We start from the raw sequence: 18174 nt of genomic DNA, 5'->3' as shown, positions 1-18174 counted from the left end.
TTATCTCACTGATGCGTGTCATAGACCAATTAATGATGCCAATGCACGAATTTTTTATGGGGATGAATCAGTTAGAGCTCATCAACCGGGCACCAGGATTTTTCAAATATCAACCACACAATGTTGCGGCGCATTCTTGGAAAGTGGCGCAGATTGCACAATTTCTAGCAGATGTCGAAGAGCAAAATGGTAAAACCATCAACTGGCAATCGGTCTATGAAAAAGCGCTGAACCATGATTATACTGAGCGCTTTATTGGCGACATTAAAACACCAGTTAAATATGCCACCGCAACCTTGCGTTCAATGTTAGCTGATGTTGAAGATACGATGACTGAAAATTTCATTAAAACTGAAATTCCGACACAATTTCAAGCAGCCTACACCCGGCGATTGGGTGAAGGAAAAGATGAAACGATTGAAGGTGAAATATTATCTGTTGCCGATAAAGTTGACTTAATGTATGAGGCCTACGGTGAATTAGAAAAATTCAATCCAGAACCTGTTTTTGTTAACATTTTCCAAAGCAGTTTGGAAGCATTAGCTGAATTTCAACATATGGCGAGTGTTAAATACATTGCAACAGATATTTTACCTGATATTTTTTCAGAAGATTTCATTCATAAGGACTTGTTATTTGACTTAGCTAAAAGTCTGTTACCAGATTTTGCTGCAGCACAACAATAACTGACTGAGAAAAAATGGGGGGATATCAGATGACAGAACAAAATTATATTAGTCGTATGCGTGAAAAAATAGGTCATGAGGGCATGATTTTTGTTTCAGCATTTGGCGTATTGTGGAATAAGCAACATGACGCGATATTACTTGAAAAGCGCTGGGATTCCGACGAGGGGTGGGGGTTTCCAGGTGGTTATTTAGAATATGGCGACTCACCGATGCAAGCCGTGGTAAGAGAGTTTAAAGAAGAAACTGGGTTAGATGTTGCCGTTACGAGGATGTTAGGTATGGCAACCCATGTGACAGATAAAAATTATTGGGGTGATGCGCAAGAAACAATAGGTATCGGCTTTGAAGTTGAACAGGTTGGCGGTACACTGAGAAAGGACGGCGTTGAGACACTAGATTTACAATTTGTCCCAATAAATCCTGTGCCAAAAATGTTTGTCCCACAGGCGCAAAAAACGTTGCATCGCGTGCTGAACGATAATATGGTTAGTGAGCAGCCATGGCTGAGAGAGCATGGCGAGTAGTGTAAAATAACACAGTTAGAAAACGAAAGTAGGTTAACATGGCATTTTTAGAACTTCAGAATATCAAAAAATCCTATTACTTAGGCAAACAGGTTTTCCCTGTGTTAAATGGCATTGATTTATCCTTTGAAAAGGGTGAATTTGTCTCAATACTAGGCGAATCCGGTGGTGGTAAGTCAACCTTAATGAATATTATTGGTGGTTTGGACCGCAACTTTGAAGGCGCTGTTTTAGTTAATGGCGAAAAGTTGGACCATACACAGGAAAAAAAGTTAGATGTTTATCGTCGGGAAACAATTGGTTACATCTTTCAAAGTTTTAACTTAATTAACTATCAAACGAATTTAGAAAACGTCGAAACCAGCTTAAATATGACTGATTTATCTGCTAGTGAGCGTAAAAAGCACGCCGTAGCATTATTGACGAAAGTTGGTTTGGCTGATCATATTAATAAATATCCTTCACAATTATCTGGTGGACAGAAGCAACGTGTTGCCATTGCAAGAGCATTGGCATCCGATCCGGATATCATGATTGCTGATGAGCCCACTGGGGCACTTGATTCAGCTAACACAGCGGAAGTTTTAGAGCTACTTGAACAAATTGCCCAAGAAGGCAAGCTTGTTATTGTTGTGACGCATTCGCAGGCTGTTGCAGAATATGGGACGCGTATTCTGCATATGTCTGATGGTAAAATTGATGAAGAAAAACAGCTAAAGGACAAGTTTCTGGCAACTACTGCTACTGAACGCTTTAAGTCACGACCGCTCAAAGCGGCTTCAGTATGGGACATGGCCTTTGATCATTTGAAATATAAAAAGTTACAAAATGCTTTGATTATTATTGGGTCAGCTATTGGTGTCTTTTCAGTAATACTATTTTTGGGATTAGGTAATGGTATTAAGGGTTATATTGCTAACCAGGTTAATGACTTAGTCAATCCAAACTATCAGACAGTTGTGCGTAATACAACCACCAATAAACAAGCTAATGCAACAGAACGCATGCAAGAAACGATGAAACTGATGGCCACTGATTACAAAGCAACCACAATGAATGAGGCAACTCTTAAACGGTTGGCATCAGTTAAGGGTGTGGATAATGTTTATGCTGGTGGTCAGTTTAACAATGCCGTATTTACTTATGGCAATGTGAAATCTCAACCAGTCCAGCTGAAATCATGGACACCACAGTATGCCAAGAAAACAATCAAGGCAGGTCACCAGGCTGGTGATGGTGAAGTTCTCATTGATCGTGAATTTGCTAAGAAAATTCAAAGTAATTATAAAGCACTCATTGGTAAAGATATTGCTTTTACTTATATTGCTTTTGACCAAGATAATCACCCGATTCCCATTGCGACAACAGCAAAAATTGCTGGTATGACTGATGGTGGTCAATCTGGTAAGATGTTTATACAAAATTGGGATACGATTCAAAAAGATCTCAAGAAGAATAACGCTGTAACAGATGCTAACTATGCTTCGGTTGAAATTCGCGACACAAAGAACGTGAAGGCCACAATGAAGCGGATTAACCAAGTACAAACAGATGGTATGCAAACATTTGCTGGTGTATCTATGGATGATATCCTAGGCACAATCAATACGATTACCAGTCTTGCTTCTTATGTTTTGGCAGCTATTGCTGGGATCTCACTATTGGTATCGGCTATTATGATTATTGTGACAACTTATATGTCAGTCTCAGAGCGTACACGAGAAATCGGTGTCTTACGCGCATTAGGCGCGCGTGCAAAAGATATCAGAGGCTTGTTTACAAACGAAGCCTTATTAATTGGCATGATTTCTGCGGTTTTGGGTATTGTTCTAGCCTATGTTGCACAAGTCGTGATGAATCAGGCACTGAATGGTTTAATTCATTTTAGTATTGTGCAAGTATCAATTGGCAATGTTATTTTCGCTGTTGTGATTTCACTTGTGATTGCGTTAGTTGCTAGTTTTGTGCCGTCACGTCGTGCTGCAAAATTGAATACAATAGATGCATTAGCATCAGATTAATTCAAAAAAGCGCACATGAATGCGCTTTTTTTTACTTTTGATTTTTTTGTGTTAGAGTAGATGTTACAGTAAAATCTTTCTTTTCATCAATAGTTAAGGATTTTGATAACATTGATGTATGAATAAGGAGTTTGTAATGCAAATTTTAAGAGAACATGCTAAACCATATCACAAAGATATCTTTTTTTCGTTGCTTGCTGTTGTGATTATGGCTGGTGCCTCACTATGGCAGCCTAGACTGCTACAGCACGTGATGACAGCTATTATCAAAAATGATCAACAAAATGTCTTGTTTTATGGAACGGAGTTGATTATTTTAGCCATCATTGGTTTGATTGCGGGTGTTATCAATACAGTTTTTGCTGCTAAGATTTCACAAGGTATAGCTGCTGATTTGAGAGCCAATCAATATCAAAAAATTCAATCTTTTTCATTCGGAAATATTGAAAAATTTTCTGCGGGTAATTTGGTTGTTCGCATGACAAATGATGTGAACCAAGTACAACAATTAATTATGATGATTTTACAATCATTAACACGTATTCCCATTTTGTTTATTGGGGCCTTTATTTTGGCGCTCATTACACTGCCACGGTTGTGGTGGATTGTTGTTTTGATGGTCATTTTAATTGCACTATCTTCTCAGATTGTTTTTAAACAAATGAGTAAATATTTTTCTCAAATTCAAAAGTTGATTGATAAAACAAACACCATCGCCAAAGAAAGTCTTCAAGGTGTTCGCGTGATTAAGTCATTCAATCAAGAAGATAATGAAATTAAGCACTTTACCGATAACTCGAATGATTTGACCCGTGTTACCACGATGATTGGCTATTTATTTTCTACCATGATTCCAATGTTCATGCTGATTTCTTACGTGGCCATTGGTACCGCTATTTATTTTGTTGGGCAAAGTGTTGTTGCACATCCAACTGACTTAGCAGCTATTACATCATTTATTTCATACTTAATGCAGATTTTCTTCGCAATTATGATTGGTGGTTTGATGTCGACATTTGCTTCACGTGGTTTTATTTCACTTAGACGTATAGGCGCTGTATTAGCAACGGTGCCGGATTTAACTTATCGTGCTGATGCACCTGAACAGCCATTATCAGGTGAAGTATCATTTAAGAATGTGTCCTTTACATATCCTAATGATGATAGGCCATCGCTGAAAAATATTTCTTTTGACATACATGCCGGAGAGATGATTGGTATTGTTGGGGCAACAGGTTCTGGGAAAACAACGTTAGCACAATTAATTCCAAGGTTGTATGATCCGACACAGGGAGATGTCCTTGTTGGAGGGGTCAATTTGAAGTATGTTAATGAAAAATCCCTTCGTTCAGCGGTTTCTTACGTGTTACAGCGGGCAATTTTATTTAGTGGCCGCATCGCTGATAATTTACGCCAAGGCAGTAAAGATGCAGATGAGTTAGCACTAAAAAAAGCAGCTGATATTGCGCAAGCAGCAGAATTTATCAATCGCTATGATGATGGGTTTGATCATTATGTTGAAGAAAGATCTGCAAACTTATCTGGTGGTCAGAAGCAACGCTTATCAATAGCACGTGGCGTTATTGGTAATCCAAAGATACTGATTCTGGATGACTCAACCTCTGCCTTAGATGCTCGTTCTGAAAAGTTGGTGCAAGAGGCACTGAATCAGGAGTTGTCTAATACAACCACGATTGTGATTGCTGAAAAAATTAGTTCAGTTATTCATGCTGATCGTATCTTCGTATTAGACCAAGGCGAATTAGTTGGCATCGGCTCGCATCAAGAGTTGTTAACAACATCACCTATTTATTCTGAAATTTATCAGACACAAAAAGCGAAGGGAGCATCATAGCGTGAAAGACTTAAAACGTTCATTAAAATATTTTGCAACCTACCTCAAACGCTATTGGTTGGGTTTGTCATTTACCATTGTTGTGACAGCTGTTTCGACTTATTTTCAAGTACAAGCGCCAATTTATATGGGTAAAGCTATCACAGCATTATCCACATACTTAGGCCAATATATGAATCCCATAACGCAAAGTCAGGCTAACAAGACAGCCTTTTATCAGGCACTTGAAGCAATGATGATTTTCTTCATACTAACCGCTATAACGATGTTTATTTCGAGCTTTTTGGCATCACGTATTTCGGCTCAGGCTTCAGGCCAAATGCGCATTGGGCTATTTAGTAAACTCCAGCGTATGACCATTAAGTATTTTGACACGCATCGTGACGGTAAAATTCTATCATTGTTTACCTCTGATCTAGATAATATATTTAATGCGATGAATCAAGCTATTTTCGAATTGTTGTCGCAATTTGCGTTGTTTGTGGCTGTCATTTGGATGATGTTTAGTCAGAATGTTGCCTTAGCATGGGTGACGATGGCAACTACACCTGTGGCTATCTTAGTTGCCTGGTTTGTCATTTCTAAAGCGCGTCGTTACATAGATATGCAGCAAGATGCAACTGGTGAAATGAATGGTTATATCAATGAGCAAATCAATGGTGAAGCAATCATTATTACACAAGGACTGCAGCAGTCTTCCATTGCTGGATTCCAACCTTATAATGAAAAAGTACGTCAAGCGACATTCAAAGGACAGATGTACTCAGGCCTATTATTTCCATTGATGCAAGGCCTTTCTTTACTTAATTTGGCCATTGTTATTTTCTTTGGATCATGGCTTGTAGTTAGCGGCAGTATGAGCACTGCTGCAGGTTTGGGATTGATTGTTGTGTTTGTAAACTATTCGCAAGAGTATTACCAACCAATTACACAAATTACTTCTATTTATAATATGCTACAACTCGCAGTTACAGGTGCACGTCGCTTGTCTGAAGTGCATGAGCAGGCTGAAGAAATTAACCCTAAAAATGGTCATCAATTAACGGCCATCCAAAAAGATGTGACACTGGATAAGGTTAAATTTGGTTATCAAAAAGATAAAGAAATTTTGCATGATGTCACGGTTAACGTTAATCGAGGCGAAATGGTTGCGCTCGTGGGTCCAACAGGATCAGGCAAAACAACGGTGATGAACCTATTAAATCGTTTTTATGACGTGACTGGTGGCTCAGTAAAATTTGACGGGGTTGATATTCGCGAATTTGATATTAAGTCGTTGCGAGAACATGTTGGTATTGTCCTGCAGGATTCAGTTTTGTTTAGTGGTACTGTTGCTGATAATATTAAATTTGGGCAACCAGATGCGACAGATGAGGCGATGATGAGTGCGGCTAAACAAGCTAATATCCATGATTTCATTATGACACTGCCTGATCAGTACCATACTTTTGTCAACGATGAAACATCGGTATTTTCAACAGGCCAAAAGCAATTACTTTCCATTGCCCGTACTATTTTAACAAATCCAACGTTTTTGATTTTAGATGAGGCGACCTCAAACGTTGATACGGTTACCGAATCTCGTATACAAGCTGCAATGGATAATGTCATTGCAGGTAGGACGAGTTTCGTTATTGCGCATCGACTCAAAACAATATTAGGAGCCGATAAAATTGTTGTCTTAAAAGATGGCCGTGTGATTGAACAAGGTAACCATGATGAATTAGTTAAACAAAATGGTTTTTACGCTGAACTATATCATAATCAAATGGTTTTTGAGTAAAAAAAGCTGCGTCTTGAGACGTAGCTTTTTTATTAGCGACGTCTTTGGTTTATCTGAAGTCGTGGTAAGTTATGTTATAATGGTAATATTGCAATTCATAGGCTTTTAAAATCTACTATTGACACAAAATATGGAGGAGACAATGAATATTGGTCTTTTCACTGATACCTACTTTCCGCAAGTAAGTGGGGTCGCAACATCAATTAAAACACTCAAAGATGCACTTGAAGCTCAAGGCCATCAAGTTTATATTTTTACTTCGACTGATCCGAAAGTACCTAAAAATAAATTTGAACCACATATTTATCGCTTCTCTAGCGTAGCTTATGTGGGATTTAAGGACAGACGTTTAGCTTTTCGTGGCTTAATACAAGCAGTTGAGATTGCAAAATCGATACAACTTGACATTGTTCATACTCAGACAGAGTTTTCTCTGGGGCTACTTGGTAAAATTGTAGGCCGTCAATTAAAGATTCCAGTTATCCATACTTATCATACGATGTATGAAGATTATACGCATTACGTGGCTAAAGGGCTGTTAATAGGCCCTAAGGGTGTGGGTACGATTATGAAAGCTTATATGATGGGTATGTCAGCGGTGATAGCCCCATCTCAATTAGTACAAGAAACGCTACTACGCTATGGTGTAAAAGCACCTATACGTATTATTCCTACCGGTGTGGCTTTACCAAATCCAAGCGTTGCAAGGCAAAACTTGCGTGACCAGTTTGGCTTTTCATCGCGACAGCCTGTGATTTTATCATTAGGTCGATTAGCGTTTGAAAAAAATGTTGCACTGACTATTTCAGTCTTTTCAGAATTACTGCAAACATGGCCAGACGCGCAACTCGTTATTGCTGGTGACGGTCCAGCACGTAAGTCGTTAGAAGAACAAGTCAGTGAATTGTCACTAGAGAAGCAAGTCACTTTTGTAGGTATGGTCAATCATGATGATATCATGAACTATTATCAAATGAGTAATGTATTTGTTAGTTCTTCAGATACAGAGACGCAAGGGTTGACTTTTATTGAGGCAATGGCGGCCAATCGACCATTTGTGGCAATTCATTCGCCATACCTCGATAATTTAGTCGATAATGATGCCATTGGTACGCTAGTTTCTGATTATGATGAATTATTAGCTGGCATTGAAAAATACCTTACACATCAAGCAACAGCTAAAGATCAGGCAATTCGTGCTAAAAAAATGCAAGATGTCGATGCCAATACTTTTGCTAAACGTGTCTTGTCTTTGTACCAAGACGTTTTATCGGACTATCATCAAAGTGACGATGTAGATGATGAATACCCCACAGATGACGAAGTTGGCTATATGAAGCGCATACTGCGTAATCCTTTCAGGAGAAATTAAGTGAAAGTACTACTTTATTTTGAAAATCAGAAATTAATCGCTAAATCAGGTATTGGTCGTGCGCTCAAATTACAACAAAGGGCACTCAGTTATACTGACGTTGAGGTGACAACTGATCCTAAATCGCGTGACTATGATGTTTTGCACATTAATACTTACGGTGTGAAGAGTCATTACATGGTCAACCAAGCGCACAAAATGGGTAAAAAGGTTGTCTATCATGGACATTCAACCTATGAAGATTTTCGGAATTCATTCACTGGATCTAATCTGATTGCACCGTTCTTTAAACGTTATCTCGTCTCATTATATAAAAAAGCAGATGCCATTATTACGCCAACACCTTATTCTAAACAACTACTACGCGGTTATCGACTGAGCCAATATATTGCTCCTATTTCTAATGGCATACCGCTAGAGAAGTATGCAGCGAGTGACGAAAAAGTAAAAAAATTTCGTGACTATTTTGATTTATCACCGGAACAAAAAGTGGTTATTAGTGTTGGCTTATTTTTTGAAAGAAAAGGCATTCTTGATTTTGTCACTTTGGCAAAGAAACACCCTGAATATGTTTTTATATGGTTTGGCTACACAGACTTACGTTTAGTGCCCCAAAAAATTAGTCGCTTGATTAAGGGTAATCATCCAAGAAACCTTATTTTTCCAGGTTATATTACAGGGGATGTTATTCAAGGCGCTTATCAAGGTGCTGACCTCTTCTTATATCCATCGTTTGAAGAGACAGAGGGGATAGTTGTCCTTGAAGCTTTGGCTTCTAAGCAAAAAGTGCTAGTCAGGGATATACCCGTTTATCATCATTGGCTGGCTGATGGCATTAATAGCTATAAAGCTAAAGATGTGGCTGCTTTTGAAACATTAATGGTTAAAATATTAAATCATGAACTACCTGATTTAACTGACGCAGGGTACCAATTAGCGGTGGAACGCAACTTGCCTGAAATAGGGCAACAGTTAAAACGTGTTTATCAGACCGTGTTGAACACATAAACCTGTTAGGGGGAAATATGTCAAGAAGAGATAAAATATCAGCAGTTATCGTTATTGTACTCACTGCTGTTGTTGTCTACTTTTTAACAAATGAATTACGTGGCAAGGGCGAACAGTTGAAACTTGCTTTACAGCATTTGGATTGGCGTTGGCTTTTTTTAGGGCTGCTCATGATGATCATATCGTTTTTCTTAGAATCAGCAGCCACCTATGCGATGCTTAATCAAGCAGATCGCAAAAAAACCTCTGTTGTCGCGTTATTGCGAGTACCGCTTTTGAACCAACTTGGGACAGGCGTGACACCGTTTGCAACTGGTGGGCAACCAGCACAACTTTATGGACTGACACGTTCAGGTGTTGAAGCAGGGCGAGCGTTATCAGTCATATTGATGAAATTTTTAGTCTATCAAGTTGTGGTGGTTGTATGCTTTGTGATAGGTTATTTTGCCGCAGAGCATTTTATATATGCACAAGTTGACCCAACGTTTGCAACATTTATTCCGTTTGCAATTGCCATTCATGCAGTGGTAATCGTAGGTATTGCACTAGTCATGTTTTGGCCAGCGCTAACGATCAGAATTGTGGATATGGTGTCTCCGCTATTCAAAAGATTCATGTCAGAAGTGCGTTATAGGCGATTGATTAGAACAGTTAAACAAAAAATTGACAACTTTCATCAAGAATCACGTCGTGTGATTAGTAGTTGGGAATCTTTGTTAGGCGGTACATTTTTTACAACCTTACAATTGATTGTCTTCTATATGATACCTTATTTTGTTATTCGCGCTTTTGGTTACAGTGAAACCAATCCATGGCTAATTGTGACAATGAATATTATGATTGTGATGGTGATATCACTTTTCCCGATTCCGGGTGGTGTTGGTGGCGCTGAACTGAGCTTCCAATTGCTTTTTTCACCGTTTGTTAAAAATCCGGCAACATTAATACTTGTTATTTTAATTTGGCGCTTGATTACCTATTATTTTGGCTTATTTGCTGGTATTGTGGCGTATATGATACCAGCGCGCCACGTTACAAGGAGCAACCATGAAGATACAAAAAAATCACCAGATTAGTGATTTAAATCAGATATTGGGTCGTTTGCGCGCTATGATTGACGCAACTGACAATCAATTTCAAAGCCGGCGTTTTGATGTTTTTGGCATTGAAGCGTTACGAGTAGAATACGACCAGCTTACAAAGATTTGGACTGTGTATGAGCACCGCCAAATACGTCATTTTCAGTTTGATGACATTGACCTTGTAGCCATTGAAATTTATGATGTCCTACATGATTTTAAATTAATCTTTTGATTGACAGTGTTATATTGGCGACTAAGCTGTATATGCTCGTCTCAGTCAAAGTATTATAGTTTGTAGGTATGTGAAGGAAAAGAATATGTTTAACCGTTTTAAAAAAATTCCAAGTCTGAAAACAATTTGGCAAAAAATTAAACGCACAATGGATACATCTGCACCACTGGTTTGGTTTTTTGTCTTAAATGTTGTGCTTGTTTGGTTTAAGACTTTTGTCAATTATCATATGAATTTTAATTTAGGTGCAGAAGGTGCGACACAGCAATTTCTGTTGTTCCTAAATCCAATACCAACTGCCATTATATTTTTGAGTATCGCACTGTATTTCCGTGGTGTGGTTAGTTATTGGGTGGCAATTGCTTTTAATCTGATTCAGTCGATTTGGCTGTTTGCCAATGTTTTATATTACCGCGAATTTTCTGACTTTCTCTCAATGGGTATTCTAAGTTCAGGTAGTTCAACGGGGAATAATTTGAGTAAATCAATTGCGGCAATTATTCACTGGTCAGATTATATGGTATTTGTTGATATCATCATTCTTATCTTGTTGGTGGTATTCAAGCAACTCACAATTGACCGTAAAGGTGTTCAAAAGAAATTTGCTATTTTAACTACAATACTTGGTTTTGCTTTGATGTTAGTTGATTTTGGGATTGCTTCAGCAGATCGATCAGGCCTATTGACACGTTCATTTGATAACAATTATATTGTGAAATATTTAGGACTAAATGAATATGCTGTCTTTAATGCCGTACAAACGTATAATCAAACAGAGAGTCGTAAGAGAGCCAAGCCGGCTGATTTAACAAAAATTAAGAAATTTGTTGCCACACAAAAATTACCTGATAACATCCAATATTATGGTACGCAAAAAGGTAAGAATGTGTTTATGATTCATTTAGAGTCATTTCAACAATTTTTAATTGATTACAAAGTAGACAATCGTGAAGTTACACCGAACTTGAATAAGTTTTACCATGATCAACATACGTTAAGTTTTGATAATTTTTATAATCAAGTGGGCCAAGGTAAGACATCAGATGCTGAAATGATGCAAGAAAATTCGTTATACGGTCTAGCAACTGGATCTGCAATGGTGAAATATGGCACGAATAATACATTTGAGTCACTACCAGGTATTTTAGACCAACGAGGCTATACGACAGCAGCTTTTCATGGTGATGTGGCTAGTTTCTGGAACCGCGATAATACTTATAAATCATTTGGTTATAATTACTTCTTCTCAAAAGCTTACTATCCTAATGCTAGTAAGCCAAACTTCAATGTTGGCTATGGCTTGAAGGATAAAATTTTCTTGCAAGATAGTGCGAAATATATTGAACAATTACCACAACCTTTCTATGCCAAGCTGATAACTGTAACGAACCATTATCCATACGAAATTGATAAAGCAAATATTAGTTTTCCGGCAACCACGACAGGCGACAATACAGTTGATGGCTACGTTCAAACTGCCCATTATTTAGACCAAGCTTTTGGTGAACTTATGACTTATCTTCAAAAAGCTGGTTTATATGATAATTCTGTTTTTGTGCTTTATGGTGATCATTATGGTATTTCGGAAAATCATCAACCGGCGATTGCACAGCTACTTGGTAAAGATAAAGTCACGAATTACGATTTGGCACAGTTCCAGAAAGTACCTTTCATGATTCATGGCAATAATTTAAAAGGTGGGATTAACCACACTTATGGTGGCGAAATTGATATGCTACCAACGTTGCTTGACCTATTAGGGGTACCAGATGATAACATGACGATGTTTGGTCAGGATATGTTGTCACCAAAGTATGAAGGTGTCGTACCAATGCGTAATGGTAATTGGATTACGCCAAAGTATATGAAATATAATAATCAATATTTCAATACCACGAATGGGCAGCAAGTGACACTCGATTCTGATTCAGAGTTGAAAAAGATTGCAACAACAACGCAAGATTATGTCAATAAAGTATTGAGTTACTCAGATGCTGTAATTACTGGCGATTTATTACGTTTTGATACAGGTCGTTCTGATTTCCATCCAGTTAATAAAAAGGATTTTGATTATAAAAAGAGCACTGGCTTAGACCGGCTTAAGGAAGCGCAAAAAACAAATCCTTCTAGTGTACTCGCTAAAAATAATGGCAAATCGACTTTGGATATGTACAAAACTGATGCGCCCGAACTCAATGGGACATCAGCAGCAAATAATGATAATAGTAGTAGCAGTAGTAAATAAAACGAGCAAACAATAGAACGTTTGTTCGTTTTATTGTATAATAATATTAAAAGTCTATGAAAGAAGAAACCTATGCGTGAAAATGTTGCGGCTCAAGATTTCGAGGTTGTGTCTAAGTATCAGCCAACTGGTGATCAGCCTCGGGCAATTAGCCAGTTAGTCAGTGGAATTAATGCAGGTGTTAAAGAACAAATCTTGTTGGGAGCAACAGGCACAGGAAAAACATTTACCATTTCAAATGTTATTAAAACCGTTAAGAAACCGACACTAGTTTTAAGTCACAATAAAACGTTGGCGGGACAATTATATGGTGAATTAAAAGAATTCTTTCCAAACAATGCGGTTGAGTACTTCGTTTCTTATTATGATTACTATCAACCTGAGGCCTACGTCCCCAGTTCTGATACCTTTATTGAAAAAGATTCTGCCGTCAATGATGAAATCGATCAATTACGTAATTCGGCTACAAGTTCGCTTCTATCTCGTCGTGATGTCATTGTTGTGGCTTCTGTGAGCTCAATCTTTGGATTAGGCGATCCACATCAATATCAAGAACACGTCATTAACTTGCGTGTTGGTAATGAATATGGACGTGACCAGTTAATGCGTGATTTGATAGGTGTTCAATTCACACGTAACGATATTGATTTTCATCGTGGTTCTTTTCGTGTACGTGGCGATATTGTAGAAATTTTTCCAGCTTCTGAAGACGAGGTCGCTCTGCGAATTGAATTTTTTGGTGATGAAATCGATCGTATTAGAGAAATCAATGCCCTGACCGGCGAGACAGCTTCAGAACGTGATTTCGTTTCTATTTATCCAGCAAAACATTTTATGACGGATGATAATCAAATGCAACGCGCATTAAATGGTATTCGTCAAGAAATGGCAGCGCAAGTTACCAAGTTTGAACAAGAAGGTAAGTTATTAGAAGCCCAAAGGATTAAGCAGCGAACTGAATATGATTTAGCCATGCTTGAAGAAATGGGCTTTGTTGGTGGTATTGAAAATTATTCTCGCTGGATGGATGGCCGTCAAGCAGGCGAGCCACCTTTTACTTTACTCGATTTCTTCCCTGAAGATTTTTTGATTATTGTTGATGAAAGTCATGTGACGATGCCGCAAGTTAGAGGAATGTTTAACGGTGATCGTGCGCGTAAAGAGACACTGGTCAATTATGGCTTTCGTCTACCATCGGCTCTTGATAACCGACCATTAAAGCTGCCAGAATTTGAAAAGCATGTTAATCAAATTATTTATATGTCGGCAACGCCTGGTGATTATGAATTAGAGCGTGTAACAAAAGATCACATTGCACAACAGATTATACGACCAACAGGTTTATTAGATCCAGAAGTCGAAGTACGTCCAGTTATGGGACAAATTGATGATCTTGTTGGCGAAATTAACAAACGAACTGATAAAAATGAGCGTGTCTTTATTACAACGTTAACAAAACGTATGGCAGAAGACTTGACTGATTACCTTAAAAACGTCGGTATCAAAGTAGCTTACCTACATGCGGATATCAAAACGTTAGAACGTACAGAAATTATTCGTGATCTGCGTTTAGGAAAATATGATGTATTGATTGGGATTAACTTATTGCGAGAGGGTATTGATGTCCCTGAAGTATCATTAGTGGCAATTTTAGATGCAGATAAGGAGGGCTTTTTGCGCAATCCACGCTCGCTCATACAAACAATCGGGCGTGCAGCTCGTAACGCTAATGGTCATGTCATTATGTATGCTGATAGCGTCACAAAATCAATGCAAGAAGCCATGGACGAGACTGCAAGGCGCCGTGAAATACAAATGCAGTATAATACAGTACACGATATTGTACCAACGACAATTAAAAAAGACATTCGAGAACGTATCAGTGTCCGCACGGAAACCGATGGTGGGGCTGAAACAATTGATTTGACACAAGTAGCCTTCAGAGACTTACCGCAAGATGAGCAACAGGCCATTATTAAAAATATGGAAAGTCAAATGAAGTCTGCAGCAAAGGCCTTGAATTTCGAGGAAGCAGCACAACTTCGTGATAGTGTGATGAGCTTGAAGGCCAGCCTTTGATAGCAAATTTTACTATCAGTATCAAAACTAAGAGAGAATGAAGGGCTGAGCTATGACTATCATGTAGCGGTAGTTTGTTACACAATCTACCATCGAGCACATAGCTTAATAATAATTAAATGGCAAAGAAAAATATAGAAATACGTGGTGCACGCACCCAAAATTTAAAAAATATTGATGTTGATATTCCAAAAGACAAGCTCACGGTGATTACCGGTTTGTCCGGTTCAGGAAAGTCTTCCTTGGCTTTTGACACGCTTTATGCTGAAGGCCAGCGGCGTTATGTTGAAAGTCTATCCTCATACGCCAGACAGTTCTTAGGCCAGATGGACAAGCCAGATGTTGACTCGATTGACGGTTTATCTCCAGCAATTTCAATCGACCAAAAAACGACATCTAACAACCCAAGATCAACCGTTGGAACAGTTACTGAAATTAATGACTATTTCCGATTACTTTTTGCTCGTGTTGGGCGGCCTGATGATCCGGAAGATGGGACACAAATTGTTATGACAATCGACCAGATGGTCGAGAAAGTTTATCAGCAGCTCGCAACAGGAAGTCGTCTACAAGTTTTTGCGCCTATCATCAGTCATAAACGTGGTTCACACGAAACGGCTTTTGATAATATGAGAAAACAGGGTTATATTCGTGCTCGCGTAGACGGGAAAATTATTGAATTAGATACTGATACACCAAAGTTAAATAAAAATCAAGCGCACGATATTGATGTGATGGTAGATCGTGTTGTTTTGCGGGACGATGGACGTTCACGTTTATTTGATTCAATTGAGGCTGCTGTGCGATTAACTGATGGGTTAGTAACGCTTAATGTAATCGTACGTGAAGGGGAATCACCTGTTGCACCACTCAAATTTTCAGACCATTATCTTGGCGCCTTGAGAGACTTTCGAGTGGGTCGTTTAGAGCCACGTTTATTTAGTTTTAATGCGCCATTGGGTGCCTGTGAAGTTTGTCAAGGGCTAGGTGTCACACGCGAAGTTGATATTGATTTAGTTGTACCAGACACTAAGAAAACTTTGCGTGAAGGCGCCATTGCACCTTGGAATCCAATATCGTCAAACTACTATCCAGAAATGTTACAGCAGTTTGCGGAACAATTTAATATTGATATGGATAAACCGTTTGAGAAGTTACCTGAAAAAGTACAGCAATTAATATTATATGGTTCAGGGACAATGGATTTTCATTTCCACTATAAAAATGATTTTGGTGGCGTGCGTGATGTTGATATGCCTTTTGAGGGAGTGATTAACAATATCTCACGACGCTTTAATGAAACAAATTCAGATTTCACACGTGATCAAATGGCAAATTATATGACTGAGCTAGCGTGCCAAACGTGTCATGGTTATCGCTTAAATCAAGCGGCTTTATCAGTGAAAATTAATGGTAAGCATATTGGTGAAGTGTCAGAATTGCCAGTAGATCAGGAACTTGATTTTTTTAATACAATGGTATTAGGGCAGCAAGATGCTGAAATTGCAGCACCAATCGTTAAAGAAATTAAAGATCGCCTAGGCTTTTTAGAAAGCGTTGGTTTGAAATATTTGACACTATCACGTTCAGCACGCACACTCTCTGGTGGCGAATCACAACGTATTCGTTTAGCCACGCAGATTGGATCAAATTTGTCAGGTGTATTGTACGTACTTGATGAACCTTCAATCGGTTTGCATCAAAGAGATAACGACATGTTGTTACATGCCATGGATAATATGCGTGACCTGGGCAATACATTAGTTGTTGTTGAACACGACGAAGACACGATGATGGCTGCCGATTATTTGATAGATGTTGGGCCGGGTGCTGGCATTTTAGGTGGTGAAATTGTTGCCACCGGTACACCAGATGACGTTGCTAACAACGATAAATCGCTTACTGGTCAATATTTAGCAGGAAAACGCTTCATACCTATACCGGATAAGAGGCGCAAGGGAAATGGTAATGCGGTAACAATAAAGGGTGCGCGCGAAAATAACCTTAAAAATGTGACTGTTAAGTTTCCGCTGGCTAAGTTTATTGTTGTGACGGGTGTTTCAGGTTCAGGGAAATCAACACTGGTTAACCAAATTCTAAAACGTGCATTGAAGCAAAAACTGAATAATAACTCTCAAAAACCCGGAAAATACCGTGCGATTGAGGGAGTTGAAAATATTGATCAGGTAGTAGATATTGATCAAACGCCAATTGGGCGTACACCACGTTCAAATCCTGCGACTTATACGGGGGTTTTTGATGATATTAGGGATCTTTTTTCACAAACGAATGAAGCTAAAATGCGAGGCTATAATAAGGGGCGCTTTTCATTTAACACAAAGGGTGGTCGTTGTGAAAACTGCCGCGGAGATGGTGTTATTAAAATTGAGATGAACTTTCTTCCCGATATTTATGTTACATGTGAAGTCTGTGGTGGTACGCGGTATAACTCAGAAACACTGGAAGTAACATACAAGGGATTTAATATTTCACAAATCTTGGCGATGTCTGTGACCGAAGCATTGGCGTTTTTTTCACCAATTCCAAAAATAGCGCGTAAACTACAGACGATCAGTGATGTCGGTTTGGGTTATATTAAGTTAGGGCAATCAGCAACAACTTTATCTGGTGGTGAAGCCCAGCGTATGAAGTTGGCTTCGGAATTACATCGCCGGTCGAATGGAAAGACGATGTATATTCTAGATGAACCAACGACTGGTCTTCATGTGGATGATATTTCCCGTTTATTGTTAGTATTGCAGCGTTTAGTTGATGGCGGTAATACCGTTGTCGTGATTGAGCATAATTTAGATGTTATTAAGTCGGCTGATTGGCTTATTGATATGGGGCCTGAAGGTGGTGAAGGTGGCGGTAATGTTTTGGTTACCGGCACACCAGAAAAAGTAATTAAACATGAGGCATCATATACTGGTAAGTATTTGAAGACAATTATGGCGCGTGACAAAGCACGCCAAGAAAATAAAGCATAATTTAAAATAAAAAGCATGAACACGATTAAGCGTTCATGCTTTTTATTTTAAATTACTTTGATGCGCCTTTTCGCAGGTTTAAATCGTGAATTGCCTTTAAAGCACGCTTACGTGTTTTAATATTGGGGCTTTTCAGATGACGTGCTGCTGAAGCGATGTCTAATTTTTCTGTCATGATGTAATAGATCTCCAATTTGATTATTTGCAAATAGGGACGGCAAATTTAAGAGAGCAATTTGCTAGCAATCTCACTTACAATTTATTAGTATATCAAAATTTCTGAAAATTGCAACA

General features: G+C 38.6%; 13 protein-coding genes. 12 read left to right on the top strand and 1 reads right to left on the bottom strand.

Going from position 1 to position 18174, the window contains the following annotated elements:
• Positions 1-35: 35 nt before the first annotated feature.
• From FAZ25_RS01135 to uvrA, 12 genes are all read left to right on the top strand, one after another.
• Positions 36-686: a YfbR-like 5'-deoxynucleotidase gene (locus FAZ25_RS01135; protein ID WP_176606018.1), complete on the top strand. Its 651-nt coding sequence runs from the start codon at positions 36-38 to the stop codon at positions 684-686.
• 29 nt (positions 687-715) lie between these two features.
• Positions 716-1213: an NUDIX domain-containing protein gene (locus tag FAZ25_RS01130; RefSeq protein WP_192269726.1), complete on the top strand. Its 498-nt coding sequence runs from the start codon at positions 716-718 to the stop codon at positions 1211-1213.
• 38 nt (positions 1214-1251) lie between these two features.
• Entirely contained in the window at positions 1252-3234 is a 1983-nt protein-coding gene (locus tag FAZ25_RS01125; protein ID WP_048801766.1) for an ABC transporter ATP-binding protein/permease, read from the top strand.
• A 136-nt stretch (positions 3235-3370) separates the two neighbouring features.
• Positions 3371-5089, top strand: coding sequence for an ABC transporter ATP-binding protein (locus FAZ25_RS01120; protein WP_048801765.1), 1719 nt, complete (start codon positions 3371-3373; stop codon positions 5087-5089).
• A gap of 1 nt (position 5090) precedes the next feature.
• Positions 5091-6872 carry an ABC transporter ATP-binding protein gene (locus FAZ25_RS01115; RefSeq protein ID WP_004900081.1) on the top strand — a complete coding sequence of 594 codons (1782 nt, stop codon included), beginning with the start codon at positions 5091-5093 and terminating at the stop codon, positions 6870-6872.
• A 142-nt stretch (positions 6873-7014) separates the two neighbouring features.
• The gene (locus FAZ25_RS01110) at positions 7015-8244 is read left to right on the top strand and encodes a glycosyltransferase family 4 protein (protein WP_004905157.1); all 1230 of its coding nucleotides are present in this window, start codon (positions 7015-7017) and stop codon (positions 8242-8244) included.
• Positions 8245-9252: a glycosyltransferase family 4 protein gene (locus tag FAZ25_RS01105; protein ID WP_004900074.1), complete on the top strand. Its 1008-nt coding sequence runs from the start codon at positions 8245-8247 to the stop codon at positions 9250-9252.
• A gap of 17 nt (positions 9253-9269) precedes the next feature.
• Positions 9270-10328, top strand: a complete 1059-nt coding sequence (locus tag FAZ25_RS01100; RefSeq protein WP_004905156.1) for a lysylphosphatidylglycerol synthase transmembrane domain-containing protein — start codon at positions 9270-9272, stop codon at positions 10326-10328.
• On the top strand, positions 10300-10566 hold the full coding sequence (locus FAZ25_RS01095; protein WP_012305061.1) for a DUF1797 family protein: 267 nt from the start codon (positions 10300-10302) through the stop codon (positions 10564-10566). The genes FAZ25_RS01100 and FAZ25_RS01095 overlap by 29 nt, the downstream gene beginning before the upstream one ends.
• An 85-nt stretch (positions 10567-10651) precedes the next feature.
• Positions 10652-12811: an LTA synthase family protein gene (locus tag FAZ25_RS01090; RefSeq protein WP_004905154.1), complete on the top strand. Its 2160-nt coding sequence runs from the start codon at positions 10652-10654 to the stop codon at positions 12809-12811.
• Positions 12812-12883: 72 nt separating this feature from the next.
• Positions 12884-14890 carry an excinuclease ABC subunit UvrB gene (uvrB, locus tag FAZ25_RS01085; protein WP_004900068.1) on the top strand — a complete coding sequence of 669 codons (2007 nt, stop codon included), beginning with the start codon at positions 12884-12886 and terminating at the stop codon, positions 14888-14890.
• Between the two features lie 119 nt (positions 14891-15009).
• Positions 15010-17880, top strand: coding sequence for an excinuclease ABC subunit UvrA (gene uvrA, locus FAZ25_RS01080; protein WP_048801763.1), 2871 nt, complete (start codon positions 15010-15012; stop codon positions 17878-17880).
• Between the two features lie 52 nt (positions 17881-17932).
• Here the strand turns inward: uvrA and FAZ25_RS01075 are convergent, their stop codons facing one another.
• A complete protein-coding gene (locus FAZ25_RS01075; RefSeq protein ID WP_004900063.1) occupies positions 17933-18055 on the bottom strand; it encodes a putative metal homeostasis protein in 123 nt (40 codons plus the stop codon).
• Positions 18056-18174 lie beyond the last annotated feature (119 nt).

Origin of the sequence: Leuconostoc sp. LN180020 (assembly GCF_014844115.1) — a bacterium.
In the GTDB taxonomy this organism is placed as follows: domain Bacteria; phylum Bacillota; class Bacilli; order Lactobacillales; family Lactobacillaceae; genus Leuconostoc; species Leuconostoc citreum.
This window is presented reverse-complemented; position numbering and strand designations above follow the sequence as displayed.